15 protein-coding genes are annotated in these 19,688 nt (G+C 67.2%); 5 read left to right on the top strand and 10 right to left on the bottom strand.

The genetic code is table 11. The annotated features are described in order from the left end of the window. Positions 1-150: 150 nt before the first annotated feature. Entirely contained in the window at positions 151-792 is a 642-nt protein-coding gene (locus BP26_RS0120520; protein WP_051749230.1) for a TetR/AcrR family transcriptional regulator, read from the bottom strand. Between the two features lie 136 nt (positions 793-928). On the opposite strand from BP26_RS0120520, the gene BP26_RS0120515 reads away from it, so the two are divergent. Together BP26_RS0120515 and BP26_RS0120510 are read left to right on the top strand one after the other, a co-directional pair. Continuing rightward, entirely contained in the window at positions 929-2,353 is a 1,425-nt protein-coding gene (locus BP26_RS0120515; RefSeq protein ID WP_051749229.1) for a DUF1329 domain-containing protein, read from the top strand. 73 nt (positions 2,354-2,426) lie between these two features. Next, positions 2,427-2,849, top strand: a complete 423-nt coding sequence (locus BP26_RS0120510) for a DUF4124 domain-containing protein (protein ID WP_169740754.1) — start codon at positions 2,427-2,429, stop codon at positions 2,847-2,849. A gap of 106 nt (positions 2,850-2,955) precedes the next feature. On the opposite strand, the gene BP26_RS0120505 is transcribed toward BP26_RS0120510, so the two are convergent. Together BP26_RS0120505 and plsB are read right to left on the bottom strand one after the other, a co-directional pair. Further along, a complete protein-coding gene (locus BP26_RS0120505) occupies positions 2,956-3,759 on the bottom strand; it encodes an FKBP-type peptidyl-prolyl cis-trans isomerase (protein ID WP_036517522.1) in 804 nt (267 codons plus the stop codon). 103 nt (positions 3,760-3,862) lie between these two features. After that, the gene (plsB, locus tag BP26_RS0120500) at positions 3,863-6,436 is read right to left on the bottom strand and encodes a glycerol-3-phosphate 1-O-acyltransferase PlsB (protein WP_245611854.1); all 2,574 of its coding nucleotides are present in this window, start codon (positions 6,434-6,436) and stop codon (positions 3,863-3,865) included. 344 nt (positions 6,437-6,780) lie between these two features. Here plsB and BP26_RS0120495 point away from each other — a divergent pair, with 344 nt between their 5' ends. After that, complete coding sequence (locus BP26_RS0120495; RefSeq protein WP_036517521.1) at positions 6,781-8,811, top strand: M2 family metallopeptidase; 2,031 nt, start codon at positions 6,781-6,783, stop codon at positions 8,809-8,811. An 85-nt stretch (positions 8,812-8,896) separates the two neighbouring features. Here the strand turns inward: BP26_RS0120495 and BP26_RS0120490 are convergent, their stop codons facing one another. Continuing rightward, positions 8,897-9,658: a class I SAM-dependent methyltransferase gene (locus BP26_RS0120490; RefSeq protein ID WP_029922426.1), complete on the bottom strand. Its 762-nt coding sequence runs from the start codon at positions 9,656-9,658 to the stop codon at positions 8,897-8,899. A 400-nt stretch (positions 9,659-10,058) separates the two neighbouring features. On the opposite strand from BP26_RS0120490, the gene BP26_RS0120485 reads away from it, so the two are divergent. After that, positions 10,059-11,837, top strand: a complete 1,779-nt coding sequence (locus BP26_RS0120485) for a patatin-like phospholipase family protein (protein ID WP_029922425.1) — start codon at positions 10,059-10,061, stop codon at positions 11,835-11,837. A 260-nt stretch (positions 11,838-12,097) separates the two neighbouring features. Here the strand turns inward: BP26_RS0120485 and BP26_RS0120480 are convergent, their stop codons facing one another. The 5 genes from BP26_RS0120480 to BP26_RS0120460 all read right to left on the bottom strand — a co-directional run bounded on the left by BP26_RS0120480 (position 12,098) and on the right by BP26_RS0120460 (position 17,441). After that, positions 12,098-12,904 (bottom strand): PhzF family phenazine biosynthesis protein, encoded by an 807-nt coding sequence (locus BP26_RS0120480; protein WP_029922424.1) that lies wholly within the window; start codon positions 12,902-12,904, stop codon positions 12,098-12,100. After that, positions 12,901-14,259, bottom strand: a complete 1,359-nt coding sequence (pmbA, locus tag BP26_RS0120475; protein WP_029922423.1) for a metalloprotease PmbA — start codon at positions 14,257-14,259, stop codon at positions 12,901-12,903. The genes BP26_RS0120480 and pmbA overlap by 4 nt, the downstream gene beginning before the upstream one ends. Before the next feature lie 166 nt (positions 14,260-14,425). Continuing rightward, a complete protein-coding gene (locus BP26_RS0120470; protein WP_169740752.1) occupies positions 14,426-15,259 on the bottom strand; it encodes a DUF4394 domain-containing protein in 834 nt (277 codons plus the stop codon). 174 nt (positions 15,260-15,433) lie between these two features. Further along, complete coding sequence (gene mpl / locus BP26_RS0120465; protein ID WP_029922421.1) at positions 15,434-16,783, bottom strand: UDP-N-acetylmuramate:L-alanyl-gamma-D-glutamyl-meso-diaminopimelate ligase; 1,350 nt, start codon at positions 16,781-16,783, stop codon at positions 15,434-15,436. A gap of 22 nt (positions 16,784-16,805) precedes the next feature. Further along, positions 16,806-17,441: a hypothetical protein gene (locus tag BP26_RS0120460; RefSeq protein ID WP_029922420.1), complete on the bottom strand. Its 636-nt coding sequence runs from the start codon at positions 17,439-17,441 to the stop codon at positions 16,806-16,808. A gap of 108 nt (positions 17,442-17,549) precedes the next feature. Here BP26_RS0120460 and rnd point away from each other — a divergent pair, with 108 nt between their 5' ends. After that, positions 17,550-18,656, top strand: coding sequence for a ribonuclease D (rnd, locus tag BP26_RS0120455; RefSeq protein WP_245611853.1), 1,107 nt, complete (start codon positions 17,550-17,552; stop codon positions 18,654-18,656). A 27-nt stretch (positions 18,657-18,683) separates the two neighbouring features. Here rnd and BP26_RS29740 read toward each other — a convergent pair. Beyond that, positions 18,684-19,623, bottom strand: a protein-coding gene (locus tag BP26_RS29740; protein ID WP_436233358.1) for an IS630 family transposase whose coding sequence is annotated in 2 segments (ribosomal slippage) — positions 18,684-19,290 and positions 19,289-19,623 — 942 coding nt in all. Because the reading frame shifts where the segments join, the coding sequence is not laid out codon by codon here. Between the last annotated feature and the right edge of the window lie 65 nt (positions 19,624-19,688).

Below are 19,688 nucleotides of genomic sequence, written 5' to 3'. Positions count from 1 at the left end.
TGGTTTGTCCCACTGGTTTGTTATGGCAGCACCCAATAGTGCCGCCCGCCGTGTCCCACGGCGAGTAGTAAATGCGCCTCTCCGGGCGCACCTCCGGCATCCCTCGGTGTACCCCGGGATTGCCGCGGCGGCCTCAGGCCGCCCTTGCCGCTATTCGCTGCCGGGGTGGAGTTTCACCACGTGCGGATGTTCGGGGTCGCTGCTGCGCGGGCGCGGAATCAGGCTGCGCAGCATCAGCTTGAAGTACTCGCGGAAATCCGCCCCGGCGGGGAATTCGTCCGGCGTGTCGCGATGCACCTGCTGGTTGCCGATGAAGGTGGCGTAGGCGAAGGTGGACCAGAGCCGCGCATCGCGCTCGGCCAGGCCCAGGCCCAGGTAGCACTTGTAGAGGTAAGCCAGGCGCCGCGCCGAGACGCGCTTCACCACCTGCCCCACCGCCGGATCGTCGGAGGCGGCGGCCAGCGCCAGGTAGAGGCGGCCGGCGCGGTGGCTGGAATTGCCGCGCTTGAACAGCTTGACGATGCGCTCGTAGGGATCGGCCTCTTCCTCGACGCCGATCAGCACGTCCTCGGTCTCGCGCTTCTCCCACAGCTGCAGGGCGGCATGGACCAGGGCGTCGCGGTTGGCGAAGTGCCAGTAGAAGCTGCCCTTGGTCACGCCCAGGCGCCGCGCCAACGGCTCCACCGCCACCGCTTCCAGGCCGCCCGAGGACATGGCGTCCAGAGCCGCCTCGGCCCAGTGCTCGGCGCTGAGACTTTGCCGGGCAACGGTTTCGCTGTTGTTTTCGCTCATGATTCTACTGACACCCTGCACATACGCTGTCGTATCCGCGATCACTCTAGTAGCAGCGGCGCCGATGCGCAAACCATCTCCGCAGCAGGCCTGATTCGGTTATCGTCTCCATCGCCTGCGAGGAGAAATACAGAACATGAATGGCTTGGGCGGTGGCATGGGGGATGGTTCGGGCAAGCGGTGGCTGCTGCGCTGCTGCGCGGGCGGCTTGCTGGGGTTGCTGGCGGGAAGTGCCGCGGCCAGCGTCGGCGCGCAGGCCGCGGGGCAGCTCGCGGCCCGCTTCACCCCGCTGGGCGGAGAACGCGCCGGCAATGCCGACGGCAGCATCCCGCCCTGGGACGGCGGCCTGACGCCGCAGCGCCGCCCGGCCGAATGGCAGGCGGGCGGGCGCTACATCGACCCCTACGCTGGAGAAAAGCCGCTGCTGCTGATCGGCAAGGACAACCTGGCCCGCTATGCCGCCAAGCTCAGCCCTGGCCAGCAGGCCCTGTTCGCCCGCTACCCGGACAGCTTCCAGCTCCCGGTGTACCCCACGCACCGCAGCTTCGCCGCGCCGGACGCCTTCTATGCCGGCACCTATCGCAACGCCACCCAGGCCTTCCTCGACGACGGCGGCGATACGGCCACCGGCACGCCGCAGCATGCCGTGGCCGGCATTCCCTTCCCGCTGCCGGACAACGGCAGCGAAGCGATGTGGAATCAGCGCCTGCGCTGGCGCGGCGCCGGGCGTGAACGCACCTATGTGCAGATCAGCGTCTCGCCCGATGGCGCGGCCAGCCTGGTGCGGCTGGCGGAACGTGCGCGCTACGAGGCCATCGACGCCGCACCGCGCAAGCACGTCGGCCAGGTGCTGGCCTACAGCGCCAGCGCCGTGTTGGAGCCGGCCAAGCTGGCGGGTACGCTGAAGCTGATCTACGACACGCTGGTGCCGCCGACGCGTGCCTGGCAGCGCAGCCCGGGCCAGCGTTCCATCGCCGCCACCAGCGACGCCGGCGGCGACACACCGGTGCTGGGCGCCAACGGCCTGCTGCACGAAGACCAGGTCGAGGGCTACAACGGCCCGGCGGCGCGCTATGAATGGAAACTCAAGGGCAAGCAGGAACTGTACGTGCCCTACAACAGCTACCGCCTGCACGACGCGGCCCTGAGCTATTCCGACTTGCTGGGAACACACCACCTCAACCCGGACGTGACGCGCTACGAGCTGCACCGCGTCTGGGTGCTGGACGGCAAGTGCCGCCCGGCGCAGTCCTGCATCTGGCCGCGCCGCACCTTGTACCTGGACGAGGATTCCTGGCAGGTGCTGCTGGCCGAGCTTTACGGCGCGGAAGGCACCCTCGACGCCATGCAGGAGGTGCATACCCTGATGGCCTACGACCAGCCGCTGCTGCTGCCGGCGCTGGAAACGGTTTACGACCTGGTCGGCGGGCGTTACCTGGCGCGGGGCATGAACAACCAGTCAGCCGAGGTCACTTTCGGCGCGGCGGAAGTGGATGCCTTCGATTCGGGCGACATGTCGGGCTGGGCCAAGCATGTCGGCGCAGTGGCACCCAAGGAATGAGGCGCGGGCGATGGTCCAGCCAATGGTCAGGGCCCGCTGGCGCGCGCCCGGCGTCTTGCTAAACTCCTGCGCCATGAACCGCGTAATCGCCCTTCTCCTGCTGTGCAGCCTGCCGCTGGCCGCCTCGGCGCAGATCTACAAGTGGACCGACGCCAACGGCCAGGTGCACTTCAGCCAGAATCCGCCGAAGGAAGGCAACTTCCAGGACGTGACGCCGCAGCTGCCGGTGTCCGGCACCACCTCCGGCGGCGCCACCCCGGCCAAGCGCCGTCAGGGCACCGCCCCGACCACCACGAACGACACCGCACTGCAGACCAAGGCCGACAACGAGGAACGCTGCGCCAAGGCGCGCGAGCGCATCAGCTTCCTGCAGGAAAAGACCGCACACCGCCTGTTCGTCACCGGCGACGACGGCCAGCCGGCACGCATGACCGACGAGCAGTTCGACCAGCAGTTGCAGGACGCGCAGGACGCGGCAAGCAAGTACTGCAGCTGAGGGATTTCGCTCCCAGGCCGCCCGGCATCGTTGAAACAAGCTGAAAGCACAAAAAAAGCCCGGCATCAGCCGGGCTTTTCGTTGCAGCGTGAAGCTTGTGTGAAGCTTACTTGCTCTTCACGGCCGGCTTGGCGGCGTCTGCCTTCGGGGCGGCATCGCCCTTGTCGATGCTGATCAGCTCGACTTCGAACACCAGGGCAGAGTTCGGGCCGATCTTCGGCGGCGCGCCGCGCTCGCCATAGGCCAGCGTGGACGGCAGGTAGAACTTGTACTTGGAGCCCGGCGTCATCAGCTGCACGCCCTCGGTCCAGCCCGGGATGACGTTGGCCAGCGGGAAGCTGACCGGCTCGCCGCGATCGTAGGAGCTGTCGAACACGGTGCCGTCGAGCAGGCTGCCCTTGTAGTTCACGGTGACCTTGTCGGTCGCCTTCGGATGGTCGCCCTTGCCTTCGGTGATGACTTCGTACTGCAGGCCGGAAGCGGTGGTCTTGACGCCCGGCTTCTTGCCGTTGTCGGCGAGGAACTTGTCGCCGTCGTCCTTGTTCTTCTGGCCGGCGGCGGCGCGGTCGGCGACCTGCTTCTCCTGGATCTTCTTGGCGACGGCGTTCTTGATCTCTTCGCGCTGCTGATCGGTGAGGCGGGCGGTCTTGCCCCCGACGCTTTCCTCGATGCCCTTCTCCAGCGCCGGCACGTCGACGTTGTCCTTGATCTGGGACAGGGAGTGGCCGATGTCGAAGCCGATGGAGTAGCTGAACTTCTGCGGATCGGTGCTCAGATCCGACGGCGTGCTGGCGTCAGCCGTCTTTGCATCTGCCGGCTTGGCGTCCTTGCTGTCGCCGGCCGGCTTGTTGCAGGCCACGACAAAAGTGGCGCAGGCCAGCGCGAGCAGCACGCGGGAAAGTTTGAACATGGTGAATTCCTTCAGATGGAAAATTGGGATTGCAATGGACAGGCGGGCTATGCCGGCCCGTCTTAGAGTAACGTCCGGATTATAACCAAGTCGTTACAGGGTTCTAGCCAGGATTCGCAGGCGGCGGCCCCGGCTGGCCCGTTTGGGGCGTTCCGGCCGGGGCTTCCTGAAGCATGGCAGGGCGGCGGCGGGCCAGCAATTGCCGCAGCATCTGACGGCTTTCGTCGGACAAAAGTTCCATCGAACGCTCGGCGATGCGGTCGACCCGGTCGTCCGCCACCAGGCCGCGCTGGGGGTCTTCGACCACGATGCCGACCTCGATCAGGGTGTCCAGGTAGCCCGAAAAGAGGGCCTTGTCGAAGAATTCCGGCGCTTCGCGCCCGGTCAGTACCGCGATCCGCTCCGCCAGCAGGCGGCAGTCGTTCTCGAACTTGCCGCGCTGCAGCGGCAGCCCGCTGCGGCGCTCGTCGGCCAGCAGCAGCACCGCCATGGCCTGGCGCTCGAGCGTTTCCCCCAGTACCCGGCCGAGCACGGCGAAGCTGGAGAAGGCCTGGCTGCCGACTTCCGGGCGCCGCAGGCGGTCGTCGCCCTCGCGCACCAGCAGGCCGGAAGCGAGCATGCGCTCGATGCAGCCGCGCGCCACCGCCTCGCTCTGCGACGCCGGCCACGGCAGGAAGAACTCGGTGCGCAGGAACGGGTACAGCGCGCGGCAGCCGGTGAGGATGGCGTCCTCGGAGAGGATGCCGCGGGTGCGGAACAGGCTGGCGATGAGGCCCGGCACGGCGAACAGGTGCTGGATCATGTTGCGGTTGTAGGTCAGCAGGGTGCCGTCCTTGCCGGCCGCCACCAGCAGGTCGCCCCAGGGATGCGGCACGCGCTGGATGCGCGCCACCGGCGCGGCCCAGGCCAGCACCGCGCGCGGATCGCGCTCCGGCACCAGCAGTTGCTCCCGCCCCGGCCAGGCATCGAGCAGTTCGATCAGGTGGCCGATCTGGTCGATCAGTTCGTCTTCGCCCGCGGCGCGCAGCGGCGCGGCCAGCAGGGCGCAGGCGGTCAGGCCCACCGGCCCGGCCACCGCGACGGCATTGACGCGCCGCATGTGTTCCCAGGCGAGCTGGCGCACCCAGGCGGCGAAGCCTTCCGGCCGTTCCTCGCCTTCCGGGGACAGCTGCTCACGCCAGCCGGGCAGGCCGGCATCGGCGGCGTCCTGCAGGATGATCGGCTCGCCGAAGTTGACGTAGACCTTGCCGTAGGACTTGGTCAGCACCTTGGTCGCCTTGAGCAGGCCTTCCGCCGATTCCTTCTGCTTGCCGGCGCCGCTCAGTTCCTTGAAGTAGCTGTTGACCTCCATCACCTTGTCGTAGCCGATGAACACCGGCACCAGGGCGACCTTGCGCACGCGCTGGCGCAGGGCGGACTCGGCCACCATGGCGAGCATGCCGGTCTTGGGCGGCAGCAGGCGGCCGGTGCGGGAGCGCCCGCCTTCGGGGAAGAACTCCATGGCGTAGCCGCGCCGGATGAGGCCGTCGACGTAGGAGCGGAATACCGCCGTGTAGAGCACGTCGTTGCCGAACTTGCGGCGGATGTAGAAGGCGCCGCCGCGGCGCAGCAGCGCGCCGACCGGCCAGAAGTTGAGGTTGATGCCGGCGGCGATGTGCGGCGGCACCAGGCCGTACTGGTACAGGGTGTACGACAGCAGCAGGTAGTCGGCGTGGCTGCGGTGCGACGGCAGGTAGATGACTTCGTGGGCCTGGGCGATTTCGCGCAGGCGTTCGATGCCCTGCACCTGGATGCCCTTGTAGATGCGGTTCCAGACGTAGTGCAGCAGGCGCTCCAGCACGCGGATGGTGGTGGAGGAATAGTTGGCCGCGATCTCCTCGACGCAGCGGCGCGCGCGCGCCTCGGCCTGCGCCATGGTCAGCTGCTTGGCCTTGGCCTCGCGTTCGACCGCGCGCTTCACTTCCGGCGAGTTGAGCACGCCCTGGATCATCACCGAGCGGCGCAGCAGCGTAGGACCCAGCACCGCGGTGCGGGCGCGCAGGAAATGGAAGTGCAGCGCGCGCGCCAGCTTGCGTTCGGCGCGGCTGGAGGCGGTGTTGTCCGGCGTGGCTTCCGCCAGGTAGTTGCGATAGGACAGCGGCACGCCGAAATTGGCCAGCACGTTGCGGCCGTTGGCCAGCATGATGAGGAATTTGTGCAGGCGGCCGGCCTGGATGCTGTCGGCGAAGATCAGGCGGAACAGGGAAGTCTCCTGCCCGGGATCGCGGCCCCAGAAAATCGACAGCGGCACGATCTGCACGTCGAAGTCGGCGGTGTGGGCGGCGGTGGCGAGCAGGTTGGACAGTTCGGAGGAGTCGGCGCGGCTGCGCAGCACGAAGGCCTCGAGCAGCGCCGGCAGGTACAGCACCGCGGCGCGGTTGGCGCTGGGCAGGGCGCTCTCCGACCGCTGCGGACGCGGCAGGCCCTGCTCGCGGCAGATGCGGTCCAGGGCGAACAGGTCGATCCAGCTGCGCTGCGGCAGCACGTAGCACACCGGCTTGAGCGGATCGAGCTTGAGCGTCACCGAAGGCGCTTCCGGCGCCACGCGGTAGCGCATCGAGGCGATGAACGGGCGCAGCAGCGGGCGCGCCAGCGCATAGGCCAGGGCGATGGCGAACGCCGCGAGAGCCCGCATCATGGACGGGCGTCGCCGGTGGCGGGGTGCTGGCGTAACGGTTTCATGGGTTCAGTTCGATTCGAGCCTGGTGCTGCTTGTTTTTCGAGTCCTTGCGGCATCGCGCGGTCCCTGGTCGCGCGGCCGCCGGTCCGCATGCCCGCTTCCTGCGCCAACAAGATTGATGCCATGGCGGGATGCGGCAGCGTAAAACCGGATTATGGGGCAATGCGCATCCCCTGCGGCATCTTTTTTGCGGTGCACGATTGACCGCCACCGGCTCGCCGGCCATAGTCGGAACACTTTAACAGCAGCCGCGCAGTGTTCAGTGCCGGCGCAATAACCAGTTCAGGATCAAGGGAGTGCACATGCATCACGCCATCCGCCCGCGGCGGCTCGCGCTATCGTTCGCCGCCCCCGCGCTGCTGCTCGCCGCCTGCGGGGGCGGCCAGCCGCCCGCCCCCGCCGCCCCGGTCGCGCCGCCCAAAGCGAGCGCCACCGATGCCGCGCAATTCGTCGAGAAGGTCAACGCGCAGCTGAAGGCGCAGTACCCCGAGAGCAGCGCCGCCGCCTGGGTTTCCGAAACCTTCATCAACGACGATACCCAGCTGCTCAATGCCAAGGCCAACGACCGTTCGCTGGCGCTGCAAAGCCAGCTGATCGAGGAATCGAAGAAGTACAACGGCCTCGACCTGCCGCCGGAAATCTCGCGGCCGATCCAGTTGCTGAAGATCTCCAACCCGGTGCCGGCGCCGAGCGACCAGGCCAAGCGCACGCAGCTGACCCAACTCGCCACCAAGCTCGACGGTGAATACGGCGCAGGCAAGTATTGCCCGCCCGGCAAGAGCGGCGACGACTGCCTCAACCTGGACCAGCTGGAGCAGATCATCGACCACTCGCGCGACCCGCAGGCGCTGGCGGACGCCTGGGCCGGCTGGCACAGCGTGGGCAAGCCGATGAAACAGGACTACGCCAGGCTGGCGCAGCTGATGAACGAGGGCGCGGTGGAGCTCGGCTACAAGGATGCCGGCGAGTTGTGGCGTGCCGGCTACGACATGACGCCGGAGCAGTTCTCCAGCGAGAGCGAGCGCCTGTGGACCCAGGTGCAACCGCTGTACGAACAGCTGCACTGCTTCGTGCGCGACCGCCTGCACCAGAAGTACGGCGACCTGGTGCCCGCCAACGGCCTGATCCCGGCCGATCTGCTCGGCAATATGTGGGCGCAGGACTGGAGCAACGTCTACGACCTGGTCGAACCCTACAAGGGCGCCGGCAGCCTCGACGTCGACAGCGCCCTGCAGCAGCGCCACGACGCGCTGGAGAAGCAGAAGCTGGCTGACTTCCAGGCGAAGTTCGCCAAGGAGCATCCCGGCAGGAAGCCGACGGTGCAGCAGCTCGACAGCGTCGAGCAGCAGGTGGACACGCAGTACGCCAAGGACACGGCGAAGATCGCTGAGGATTTCTACCAGTCGATCGGCTTCCCCGCGCTGCCCGCCTCGTTCTGGGACAAGTCGATGCTGACCCGGCCGCGCGACCGCGACGTGGTCTGCCACGCCAGTGCCTGGGACCTGGACCAGGCCGGCGACGTGCGCATCAAGATGTGCATCAAGCCGAACGAGGAAAGCCTGGAGACGATCCATCACGAGATGGGTCACATCTATTATTTCCTGCACTACAACCAGCAGCCGGAGCTGTACCAGAACGGCGCGCACGACGGCTTCCACGAGGCCATCGGCGACACCATCACGCTGTCGATCACGCCGCAGCATCTGCAGAAGATCGGCCTGGTCAAGGACGTGAAGGACGACCAGAAGGCGCTGATCAATGCGCAGATGAAGCGCGCGCTGGCCAAGATCGCCTTCCTGCCCTTCGGCAAGCTGATCGACCAGTGGCGCTGGCAGGTGTTCGACGGCGAAGCCAGGCCGGAGCATTACAACGCCGCCTGGTGGACGCTGCGCGAGAAATACCAGGGCATCGCGCCGCCGCTGGCGCGCACCGAGGAGGACTTCGACCCGGGCGCCAAGTACCACGTGCCCGGCAACACGCCCTACACGCGCTACTTCCTGTCCTTCGTCATCCAGTTCCAGTTCCAGAAGGCGCTGTGCGACGCGGCCGGCTTCACCGGGCCGCTGTACCAGTGCGACATCTACAACAGCAAGGCAGCGGGCAAGAAGTTCGGCGACATGCTGAGCATGGGCGCCTCCAAGCCCTGGCCGGAAGCGATGAAGGCGCTGACCGGGCAGGACAAGATGGACGCCTCGGCCATTACCGAATACTTCACGCCGCTGATGGGCTATCTGAAAGAACAGAACCAGGGCAAGTCCTGCGGCTGGCAGTTGCCGCCCGATCCTCTGGCGGGTCCGCAGAGCGCCGCCGTGCCGGCGCCGGCCAAGGGTTAGGGAGCCCAGGCAACCGTTTTTGTGGGAGGGAGTACCCCGGGGGCGCGGCAACGCGCCCCTTTTTTCATGTGCGGGGATGCCTCACTCAACCAAGTCGCCCGACGAAGGCGCGCGTGTCGTAGTCGAAGGCGACGCGCCCGTTGCGCTGTTGCGCTTCGAACAGGCGGTCGAGATCGGCCAGCATCGGCTCGTGTCCGGGCGTGCCGGCGGCCGGCGCATAGGAGGACGACAGCAGGCGGCCGCGGATGCCTACAAGGTCGAAGTTCTGCGAGTAGGGGAAGCTGCGCTCGACGAAGGTCGAGGGCGCGAAGAAGGGCCGGATCACGTTGAGGTCGGCCTGCGCCGGCACGCCGGAACTGGCGTATTCCGGCGCATGGTCGCGCAGCAGGGCCTCGTAGCCGCGCAGGAACGGCGTGTCCTCGCGGCGCACGTTCCAGATCAGGGCGACGTAGCCGCCCGGCGCCAGGATGCGCGCGAACTCGGCGCGCGTCGGCGCCGGCCGGAACCAGTGGAAAGCCTGTGCGGCGGTGACCAGGCGGACGCTGGCGTCGGGCAGGCCGGTGGCCTCGGAGCTGCCGTCATGGCTGCTGAAGGCTTCGCCAAAATCACCGAGATAGTCGTCGGCGGCGTGGCGCATCGGCGCATTGGGCTCCACTCCGCGCACCAACAGGTTCTGCAGCAGCAGGTCGCGGGTGAACAGGCCGGTGCCGCAACCGACGTCGGCCACCGTATCGCCCGCCTTGAGACCGCATTCCGCCATCAGCCAGGTGGTGAGTTCGGCCGGGTAGCCGGGGCGCCAGCGCGCATAGTCGTCGACGCGGTTGCTGAAACGTTCGGTGGATTTCATGGGGCAAGGAGTCGGGGGCCTGGCCGATATTGTGCGCCGGCCTGATGGTAACCGCGCTAACCCTGATTGAACCCGTGATCGATTCATTATTCTTCTTCTGATCATGGATTTGGCCAGGGGTCTGTTCGCCATCATTTGGTCGCTGCGTTGCCCCCAAAATCGCGTCAGGCTAGGAGCGAGGAGCGAGGAGCGAGATTTAGTACCACTAAATGAGCGACGAGCAACGACGAATGACGCGATTTTGGGGGCAACCCTCCGGGACGGGGGTAATTTTTGTGCATTGCGTCGTCTCTCCTCACTTATGTACTGTCAGTACACTACGTTCGTCGTTCCTGGCACTGCACAAAAATTACCCCCGTCGCAGCGATCAAATGATGGTGAACAGACCCCCCGCTTGAACATGGACTTCCTGCCCATCCTGTCCCAGTGCCGCCTGTTCGCGGGCCTGGAACCCGCCGCCCTGGTCCGGCTGGAGGCCTTGTGCACGGCGCAGGAGCTGCGCGGCGGCGAGACGCTGTTCAGCGTCGGCAAGCCGGCGGAATATCTGTACATCGTCGTACTCGGCCGCTTGCGCGCGGTGCTGCCGGACGGCACCGTCGCCGGCGACATCACGCGGCTGGAACCGGTGGGTGAAATCGGCCTGCTGTCCGGCGAAACCCACGGCGCGGACGTGCATGCGTTGCGTGACACGCTGCTGCTGCGCATCGGCCGCAACGACCTGCTGGATTTCGTTATCACCTACCCGGCCGCATTGCTGGAAATGACGCGGGTGATTGTGCATCGCCTGCGCCGCAACCAGCGCCAGGCCCTGCTCGACACGGCACGGCATGCGCAATCGATGGCAATCATCCCGGCCCATGCCGGCATCGACGTCGCCGATGTGACGCGCCGCATGCAGCGGGCACTGGAGTCTTCCGGCTCGCCGGTGCAATGCCTGGACGTGGAACGGCTGGAAGCGGCGATGGGTGCGGGCGCGGCGGAAAAGCTGCTGGCCGACCCGCATGCGCACCAGCAGCTGATGAACTGGCTGGACGAGCACGAGCGCAGCGATACCAACCTGCTGTACTGCGCCGGAACGGAGAACAACGCCTGGGCCGAATGCTGCATGCGCCAGTGCGATCGCGTGCTGGTGGTGGCGGACGCCGGGCGGAAGCCGGCCGACTCCGCCGTGCTCGACACGCTGAAGCAGCTGGCGTTGCGCGTGCCGGTGAACCTGCTGCTGTTGCGGCCGGACCAGGCGGCGGCCGGCGATGTCGCCGGCTGGCGCAGCCAGGTCGGCGCCAGCACGCATCACTTCCTGCGCCCGGACGGCGCCGTGGACTACGCCTCACTGGCGCGCCAGCTCACCGGGCGCGGCCTGGGCCTGGTGCTGAGCGGCGGCGGCTCGCGCGGCTTCGCCCACATCGGCCTGGTGCGCGCGCTGGAAGAGCTGAACATTCCCATCGACGTGGCCGGCGGCACCAGCATGGGTGCGTTCTTCTCCTCCCTGCTGGCCTGCGGCTTCAACAGCCGCGAGATAACCGAGATCGCACGCGAGACCTTTGTCACCCACAACTATCTCAACGACTACGTGCTGCCGCGCGTCTCGTTGATCCGCGGCCGCAAGTTCCTCAATCGCCTGCACACCATCTTCGGCGAGCGCCGCATCGAGGAGCTGCGCACGCCCTACTTCTGCGTCAGCACCAACCTGAGCCAGGCCAGGACCATGGTGCACGACAGCGGCCCGCTGTTCACCTGGGTCGGCACCAGCATGGCCATACCCGGCGTGGCGCCGCCCATGGTGTACAACGGCGACCTGCTGGTGGACGGCGCCGTGACCAACAGCCTGCCCACCGACGTGATGCAGGCGCTGGGGCGCGGACCGATCATCGCCTCCGACGTCAGCACCGAGGGCGGCCTCAAGGCGCCGGGCATCGAAGGTCCCGATGCCGAGGCGCTGTTGCGCCGCGACGGCAACCGCGCCCAGGTATCGCTGATCGACATCCTGTTCGGCGGCATGTCGCTGACCAGCGAGAGCGGGGTCAAGCTGCGCGCCAGCCGGGCGGATCTTTATTTACGCATGCCGGTGGCGGGGATTGCGTTGTTTGCCTGGAAGCGGCTGGATGAGATTGCGGAGCGGGGGTATGAGCATGCGATGCAGAGGCTGCAGGATTTCAGGAAAGAGCATCTGCAGTCCTGATTTTTGTCCTGGCGGGACGCTGATGTTTTTGCTGTCATCCTTGCTGGATTCGCCTGCGCGGGGATGACGCTGGGGAAGGGTTCCGTGCTTGGCCCCTCCCTCGATACAAATCGCTTCGCGATTCACTCGGGACATTCGGAAAAGCACACCCGCTGCGCGATTCACTCGGGGCGAACGGAGGGTGGTGTTGCTTCAGGAACAAACGCCCCCTACCTCGGCCGCGCCTCCGCTTCGCAGGGAAAAAGGACCGTGCATACCACTCAGGGAATAGCGATCTCGCCGCGCAGGTAGGGCACCACACGCCCACCCAACCGCACCCGCTCCCCCAACAACTCGGTCTTCAAACGCCCGCGCCGCGCGGAAACCTGCAAGGCTTCCATACGCGTCTTCTTCAGCCGGGCGGCCCAGTACGGCACCAGCACGCAATGCGCCCCACCCGTCACCGGATCCTCCGGAATGCCGCGCGCCGGCGTGAAGTAGCGCGAGACGAAGTCGACGCCGTACTCGCCGCCCGGCGCGGTGACGATGAGGCCCTTGTCGGTGAGGCGGGTCAATGCGGCCATGTCCGGCACCAGCGCCTCCACGGCACCGGCTTCGGCCAGCACGGCGAGGTAGTTGTGGCCGCTGCTGAGCCAGGCTTGCGGCTTCAGGCCAAGGCCTGCGCTCAGGTCTTTCGGCACGTCTTTCAGGGGCAGCGGCGGCAGGGCGGGCAGGTCCACGCAGAGACCTTCGCCGTCCCGCTCCACGGTGAGCAGGCCGGACTGGGTGCTGAATACGACGCGCTTGCCGCGCAGGCCCAGGGTGTTGAGCAGCACGTGGCCGCTGGCGAGGGTGGCGTGGCCGCACAGGGAGACTTCCACCGTGGGCGTGAACCAGCGCAGGTGATAGTCCGCGCCGGACCCGAAGGACGGCACGAAGAAGGCGGTTTCGGAAAGATTGTTCTCGGCGGCGATGGCTTGCAGCGTTTCATCCGGCAGCCACTCTTCGAGCGGGCAGACCGCCGCGGGATTGCCGCCGAAGAGTTTGTCGGTGAAAGCGTCGACCTTGAAGATCGGGATCTTCCTCAACCGGCTTCCCCCGCGATCATCATCGACTCGACCAGCACCGAGCCGCAGCGCACGCCGCCGCGGGTATCGACGTCGTCGCCGATGGCCTGGATGCCCTGGAAGATGGTGCTGAGGTTGCCGGCGATGGTGACTTCCTGCACCGGGAAGGCGATGGCGCCGTTCTCCACCCAGAAGCCGGAGGCGCCGCGCGAGTAGTCGCCGGTGACGTTGTTGACGCCCTGGCCCATCAGGTCGGTGACGATCAGGCCTTCGCCCATTTCGCGCGCCAGGGCCTCGAGGCCGCCGGCGAAGGTGGAGTCGACCACCAGGTTGAAGATGCCGCCGGCGTTGCCGGTGCTGGTCATGCCCATCTTGCGCGCGCTGTAGCTGCCGAGCAGGTAGCCGCCGAGCACACCCTGGTCGAGCAGCACGCGCTCGCGGGTGGCGACGCCTTCCTGGTCGTAGGCGCTGCTGCCGGCGGCGCGCGGGATGAAGGGCAGCTGGCGCGCGTTGACGCGCGAGGCGAATACTGGCTCGCCCAGCTTGTTGAGCAGGAAGGAGGCGCGGCGATGCAGGGCGCCGCCGGAGATGGCGCCGATGAAATGGCCGAACAGGCCGCGCGCCACTTCCGCCGGGAACAGCACCGGCGCGGTGCGGGTGGCGATGCCGCGCGCGCCGAGGCGCGCGGCGGCGCGCTCGCCGGCCTTGCGGCCGACGGCGGCGCCGGCTTCGAGGTCGGCGGCGCGGCGCGAGGTGGTGTACCAGTGGCCGAGCTGCATCGCTTCGCCCTGCACGGCGATGGCGGCGACGCCCATGCTGTGGTCGGTGGCATCGCGCTGGCCGAAGAAGCCGTGGGTGTTGGCGTAGAGGTGCAGGGAGTGGCGCGTGTCGACGCTGGCGCCTTCGGACTGGGTGACGCGCTTGTCGGCGGCGAAGGCGGCGGCCTCGGCCTCGCGCGCCATCTCGATGGCGGTTTCGGCGGAAACCTCCCAGGGGTGGCTCAGGTCGAGGTCCGGGAAATCCTTGGCCATCAGTTCGGCGTCGGCCAGGCCCATGCAGGGGTCTTCGCCGCCGGCCTTGGCGATGGCGCAGGCGGCCTCGATGGTGCGCGCCAGCGCGGCTTCACTCAGGTCGGTGGTGCTGGCCGAGCCGGTGCGCTGGCCGAAGTACACGGTCACCGACAGGTCGCGGTCGCGCTGGAACTGCACCGACTCGACCTCGCCCATGCGCACATTGACCGAAAGCCCGCGGCTGGCGCCGAGGTGGGCTTCGGCGGCGCTGGCGCCGCCGCGCTTGGCCAGTTCGAGCGCCTGCGCCAGGCGCGGCTGCAGTTCGGCGACGGAGGGAAGGCTGACGGCGGGAGGCTGGTGGGTCATTTCGGCGACGGAAGTAAGCGTGGCCGCAGAATACTGGAACTGGGCGAAATGGACACGCGCCGCCCCAAAGCAAAAGGGCCGGTCTCGCGACCGGCCCCTCCGTATTCAAGTCTGTTTCAACAGTCCCGGCCCTGGATGGCCGGGTGCGTGACAGGACGTCAGACCCCTAGCTGTCCAGGCCCGGCCGAATCGCCAGGCCGCTGACCTTTTCCTTGCCGCCGATGGTGCCGAGGCTCTTCACCGAACCGGCGCTGAGCTTGACCAGGTAGAGCTTGGAGGCGGTGGCGTCCGGCGCGACGGTGGCGGCGTAGGCGACGCCGGTGGACTCGTTGCCGCTGATGTCGAAACCGGCCGGCTTGCCGATGTCGGCGCCGAGGGCGCCGACGGCGAGCAGCTTGCCGCCCTGCGGCGCCAGCGAGGAGGCGATTTCGCCGCTCTTGCTGTTGAGCGCGTAGAGGGTGGTCTGGAACGGGCCGTTGGGCTGGGTGGTGTAGGCGGCGGCGACGACGCTGACCTTGCCGCTGTCGACGCTGGCTTCGCTGCGCACGGTGCCGTTGTCGGCATCGATGCTGAGGTTCTGCCCGGCATCGGAGATCACGCGCAGCTGGCCGTCGACCGGGTTGAAGCTGAGGCCGTAGGCGCTGCCGTTGAGCGCGGTGTAGGTGTCGCCGGCGGCGGCGTGCAGGGCCGCCTTGGGGGTGGCCGCGCCGCTGTGCACGTCGAGCTGGTACAGCTCGCCGCTGCTGCCGAGGCCGTAGAGCTTGCCGTCGGACGGGCGGTAGTCGATACCGACCACGTTCTCGCCGGACTTGAGGCCGGAGATGGCGACGCTGCTTTCGAGCGTGCCGGGATTGCCGTGGTTGAAGGTGATCAGCTTGTTCGAGGTGGTGACGGCCACGAGGTCCGGACCCCAGGACGGAATTTCAGTGCCCATGCCGGCACAGGCGGCGAGCAGCAGGACGGCAGGCGCGGCCAGCAGCGGCCGGGTGTTCTTCATCATGACAATCTCCCAATAGGCGCGCGCCATCTCTAGCGGACGAGCACGCAGGTTTTGCAAAACGTAAGGGGATCGTAAGAAGAACAGATTGCGGTCTGGTGACAGCTTAATAAATATTTACATATCAAATAGTTGATTTGGAAAGAAAATCACCGGAAACACCGAAAAACGACCGTTTCAGCCGCTTAGCGCATCCAGCAGTTTCTGGTGCACACCGCCGAAATCGCCGTTGCTCATCACCAGCAGGCGGTCGCCCGGCCGCGCCTGCGCCACGGCGTCGGCAACCAGGGCCTCGAGCCGGGCGTGCACGTGCAGGCGCTCGCCGAGGGAGCCTAGGGCGCCCCGCGCGTCCCACTTCAGGTCCGGCCGGGCGTAGACGAAGCTGAGCGCGGCGTCGCGCAGGCTGTCCGCCAGGGTTTCGGCATGGCCGCCCAGGCGCATGGTGTTGGAGCGCGGTTCCAGCACGGCGAGGATGCGGCCGCCGCCGTCGCCGAGCTGCTCGCGCAGGGCGGCGATGGTGACGGCGATGGCGGTGGGGTGGTGGGCGAAGTCGTCGTAGACCTGCACGCCGCGCACTTCGCCGCGCAGTTCGAGCCGGCGCTTGATGCCGCGGAAGCCTTCCAGCCCGCGCAGGGCGGCTGGCGGCGGCACGCCGGCGTGCGCAGCGGCGGCGATGGCGGCCACGGCATTGGAGCGGTTGTGGGCGCCGGCCATGGGCGTGCGCGCCTGGCCCTGGGCGATGCCGCGCAGGAACACTTCGAAACCCTGGCCTTGCCGCTGCGCGGTCCAGCCGCGCGCATCGTCGAAGTATTCGACGCCGCTCCAGCAGCCCATCTCGAGCACGCGCTTGAGGTTGGCGTCGGCGCCGTTGACCACCAGCAGGCCTTCGCCGGGTACGGTGCGCACGAGATGATGGAACTGGCGCTCGATGGCGGCCAGGTCCGGGAAGATGTCGGCGTGGTCGTATTCGAGGTTGTTGAGAACGGCGGTGCGCGGCCCGTAGTGCACGAACTTGCTGCGCTTGTCGAAGAAGGCGGTGTCGTATTCGTCGGCCTCGATGACGAAGTGGCGGCCCTTGCCGAGCCGCGCCGAGACGCCAAAGTTCACCGGCACGCCGCCGACCAGGAAGCCCGGCTCCAGCCCGGCATGCTCGAGCAGCCAGGCCAGCATGCTGGTGGTGGTGGTCTTGCCGTGGGTGCCGGCGACCGCGAGCACATGGCGGCCGCGCAGCACGTTCTCGGCCAGCCACTGCGGGCCGGAGATGTAGGGCAGCCCCTGATTCAGCACGTATTCGATGGCGGGATTGCCGCGGGTGATGACGTTGCCTACCACCACCACGTCCGGCGCCGGCTGCAGGTGCGCCGGATCGTAGCCGGGCATGACGGTGATGCCGAGCGCTTCGAGCTGGGTCGACATCGGCGGCCAGGCGTTGGCGTCGGAGCCGGTGACGCTGTGCCCGGCTTCGCGCGCCAGCGCCGCGATGCCGGCCATGAAGGTGCCGCAGATGCCGAGGATGTGCAAACGCATGCTGTTTTCTTCCGGGCAGCGCTCAGCGCAGCAGCAGGGTGAAGATGTCCTTGAAGCTCATCACCGTGAGCAGGCACAGCAGGGCGATGAAGATGCCGCCGGCGGCCTTGGTGTTGGCGGCGCGGCGGTAGATGAAGGCGGTGACGGCGAACTGCCAGCCCAGCAGCACCGGGATCATCAGCGAGAACAGCATGGTCCAGCCCGGGATGGCGGACATCACGTTCGGATCGTTGACCAGGTCCGGGTTGGCGCTGACCTTCTTGCTCAGGTCCTGGGCGATGGGCAGGAACGGCAGCAGTTGCCGGATCGGCAGCACCATGGCCAGGCCGAGGATGGAACTGGTGCCGAGCAGGGCGTTGTAGGTCTGCTGGAACCGGCTCTCAAGCTGGCGCGCGCGCAGCGCCACGCGGGTGAACAGGCCCATCGCCGCGACGCTGACGGCGCCGAGCACGATGTCGGCCCACAGCGCCGGCGGCGCGTCCATCGCCTTCATCAGCACCGCCATCTCTCCGGCCACGGCCGCCAGCGCGGCGTTGACCAGCACGGCGAAGGCGATGAAGGGCGCGCCGAGGCGGTTGCCCGTGTCATAGGGCATGTCTTCCGGACCGGCACGGAAGATGAGAATGCGCAGAGTGGTCCAGAACGCTTGGGGCAGCATGGGAAATTCTTGGGCGGAGCAGCAGGATTGGTATTCTAGCGGTTCATCGACCCGCCCAAGCATGCCCATGCGGGGCGGACGCCGTTCACAGAACCAGTGGAAAGAACCTTGACGAGTCATCCCACCCCGCTGCTGGCCATCGCCGACCAGCTCGCCGCCGCCTGCGACAACTGGCACAAGGCGCCGTGGCTGGCGCTGGACACCGAGTTCCTGCGCGAGGACACCTACTATCCCAAGCTGTGCCTGGTGCAGGTCGGCGACGGCGTCGACAACATCTGCATCGACGCGGTGGCGCTGCCGGGCGAGGCGCTGCGGCCGCTGCTCGACCTGCTGCACGCCAGCGACGTGGCCAAGGTGTTCCATGCCGCCTCGCAGGACCTGGAAATCTTCGCGCAGCTGGAAGGCCGCACGCCGCAGCCGCTGTTCGATTCCCAGGTGGCCGCCGCCCTGCTTGGCTACGGCGACCAGCTCGGCTACGCCGCGCTGGTGGAGAAGCTGCTCGGCGTGAAGCTGGACAAAAGCCTGACCCGCACCGACTGGTCGCGGCGGCCGCTGAACGCGGCGGAGCTGGCCTATGCCGCGGACGATGTGCGCTATCTCGGCGAGATCTATCCGCGCCTGCTCGATGAGCTGGTGAGCCGCGGCCGCCTGCAGTGGCTTCAGGAAGACTGCCTGCGCCTGGGCGATCCGGCGCGCTACCGCAATCCGCCGGAGGCCGCCTGGCGCCGCCTCAAGGGCCTGGCCCGCCTGCCGCCGCCGGCGCAGCGCGCGGCGGCGGCGCTGGCGGCCTGGCGCGAGCGGGTGGCGCAGGAGCGCAACCGCCCGCGCAAGTGGATCCTCGACGATGAACCGCTGTACCGCCTGGCCGAGCGGCGGCCGACCAGCCGCGAACAACTCGAAGGACTGCATGTGCTGCAGCCGAAGACGCTGGAGCGCCATGCTGTGGCTCTGCTGGAGGTCATCGCTGGCGCCGCCGGCGATGGCGCGCCGCTGGCGCTGGAGGAAGCCGTGCTCGACGACGCGCAGAAGGGCAAGCTGAAGCAGTTGCTGGAACGGCTGCGCGGGCTCGGCGAAACGCTTGGCGTGCCGCCCTCGCTGCTGGGACCGCGCAGCGACGTGGAAGCGGTATTGCGCCACGGCGCGGCGGCCGACGTGCCGCTGCTGCGCGGCTGGCGCCGCGAAGTGGCCGGAGATGTACTGCTGGGAATGCTTTGAAGCAGTGGCTAGAGCATTTTCGATTTACTAATCGACATACCCTGCGTTGGTGAGATAGTTTCTGCATTCTTCCGGAGAGAATGCGTCGAGGAGGCTGCCAATGTGGTCCCAGAGCGCATCGACGGTACGTTTGGCGGCTTTGCGCAGCAGGGTCTTGAGCTTGGCGAAGACTTGCTCAATCGGATTGAGGTCGGGGGAATAGGGCGGCAGGTAACGGATGCTTGCGCCTACCGCTTCAATAGCCTGCCGCACCCCATCAACCTTGTGGCTGCCCAGATTGTCGGCGATGACGGTATCGCCAGGCTTGAGCGTGGGGCATAGAAAGTCCCGCACATAAGCCAGGAATATTTCCCCGTCCATGGGGCCATCGATCACCAGAGGGGCCGTCAGGCCACCCTGGCGCAACCCAGCGATGAAAGTAGTGGTCTTCCAATGCCCATGAGGCACGGCAGCTACGCAGCGCTGTCCTCGGGGCGCTCGCCCATAACGGCGAGCCATGCTGGTGCTGGCCCAGGTTTCATCCAGGAAGACCAGCTTGGCCGGATCCAGGGTCGGCTGAAAGGTGGTCTTCCATTCATGCCGTGCTTGCTGCACGTCGGCGCGCTCTTGCTCGCTGGCGTGCAGGGTTTTTTTTAAGCGTCAGGCCCATCCGATTCAACTGGTGCCATAGTGCCGGCACCTTCAGGACCCTGCCCTGGGAAGATAGCCGGTCGCACATGTCCCGCAGTGTCAGGTCTGGCTCGGCTTTGAGCCAACCTTGGATCGTGGATTCCATCCCCTCGATGGCTGAACGTCGATAGCCTCCCAGTTGGCGGATGCCACGCTCGCTTTCCAGTACGAACCGATCGCGCACTTGGTAGACAAAGTACCGACTCACTTCCAGCCGCCGGGCAATCTCGCTGGCCTTCTCCCCACGTCCTAGCGCCGCCAACACCCGGTCCCGAAACTCCTGTGGATACGCGCGCATACATTCCTCCCGTAGAACCTGAGGAATGTTTACCAAATGTTGATTGTTAAATCAAAAATGCTCTA

The organism is Nevskia soli DSM 19509 (assembly GCF_000711955.1).
Lineage (GTDB): Bacteria > Pseudomonadota > Gammaproteobacteria > Nevskiales > Nevskiaceae > Nevskia > Nevskia soli.
Note: the sequence above shows the minus strand (reverse complement) of the source record. Positions and strands in the feature narration are given on the sequence as shown.

Excerpts from the sequence above, each read along its gene's own strand:
- BP26_RS0120520 (WP_051749230.1), bottom strand. The coding sequence starts at position 792 with ATGAGCGAAAACAACAGCGAAACCGTTGCCCGGCAAAGTCTCAGCGCC.
- BP26_RS0120515 (WP_051749229.1), top strand. The coding sequence starts at position 929 with ATGAATGGCTTGGGCGGTGGCATGGGGGATGGTTCGGGCAAGCGGTGG.
- BP26_RS0120510 (WP_169740754.1), top strand. The coding sequence starts at position 2,427 with ATGAACCGCGTAATCGCCCTTCTCCTGCTGTGCAGCCTGCCGCTGGCC.
- BP26_RS0120505 (WP_036517522.1), bottom strand. The coding sequence starts at position 3,759 with ATGTTCAAACTTTCCCGCGTGCTGCTCGCGCTGGCCTGCGCCACTTTT.
- plsB (WP_245611854.1), bottom strand. The coding sequence starts at position 6,436 with ATGATGCGGGCTCTCGCGGCGTTCGCCATCGCCCTGGCCTATGCGCTG.
- BP26_RS0120495 (WP_036517521.1), top strand. The coding sequence starts at position 6,781 with ATGCATCACGCCATCCGCCCGCGGCGGCTCGCGCTATCGTTCGCCGCC.
- BP26_RS0120490 (WP_029922426.1), bottom strand. The coding sequence starts at position 9,658 with ATGAAATCCACCGAACGTTTCAGCAACCGCGTCGACGACTATGCGCGC.
- BP26_RS0120485 (WP_029922425.1), top strand. The coding sequence starts at position 10,059 with ATGGACTTCCTGCCCATCCTGTCCCAGTGCCGCCTGTTCGCGGGCCTG.
- pmbA (WP_029922423.1), bottom strand. The coding sequence starts at position 14,259 with ATGACCCACCAGCCTCCCGCCGTCAGCCTTCCCTCCGTCGCCGAACTG.
- BP26_RS0120470 (WP_169740752.1), bottom strand. The coding sequence starts at position 15,259 with ATGATGAAGAACACCCGGCCGCTGCTGGCCGCGCCTGCCGTCCTGCTG.
- mpl (WP_029922421.1), bottom strand. The coding sequence starts at position 16,783 with ATGCGTTTGCACATCCTCGGCATCTGCGGCACCTTCATGGCCGGCATC.
- BP26_RS0120460 (WP_029922420.1), bottom strand. The coding sequence starts at position 17,441 with ATGCTGCCCCAAGCGTTCTGGACCACTCTGCGCATTCTCATCTTCCGT.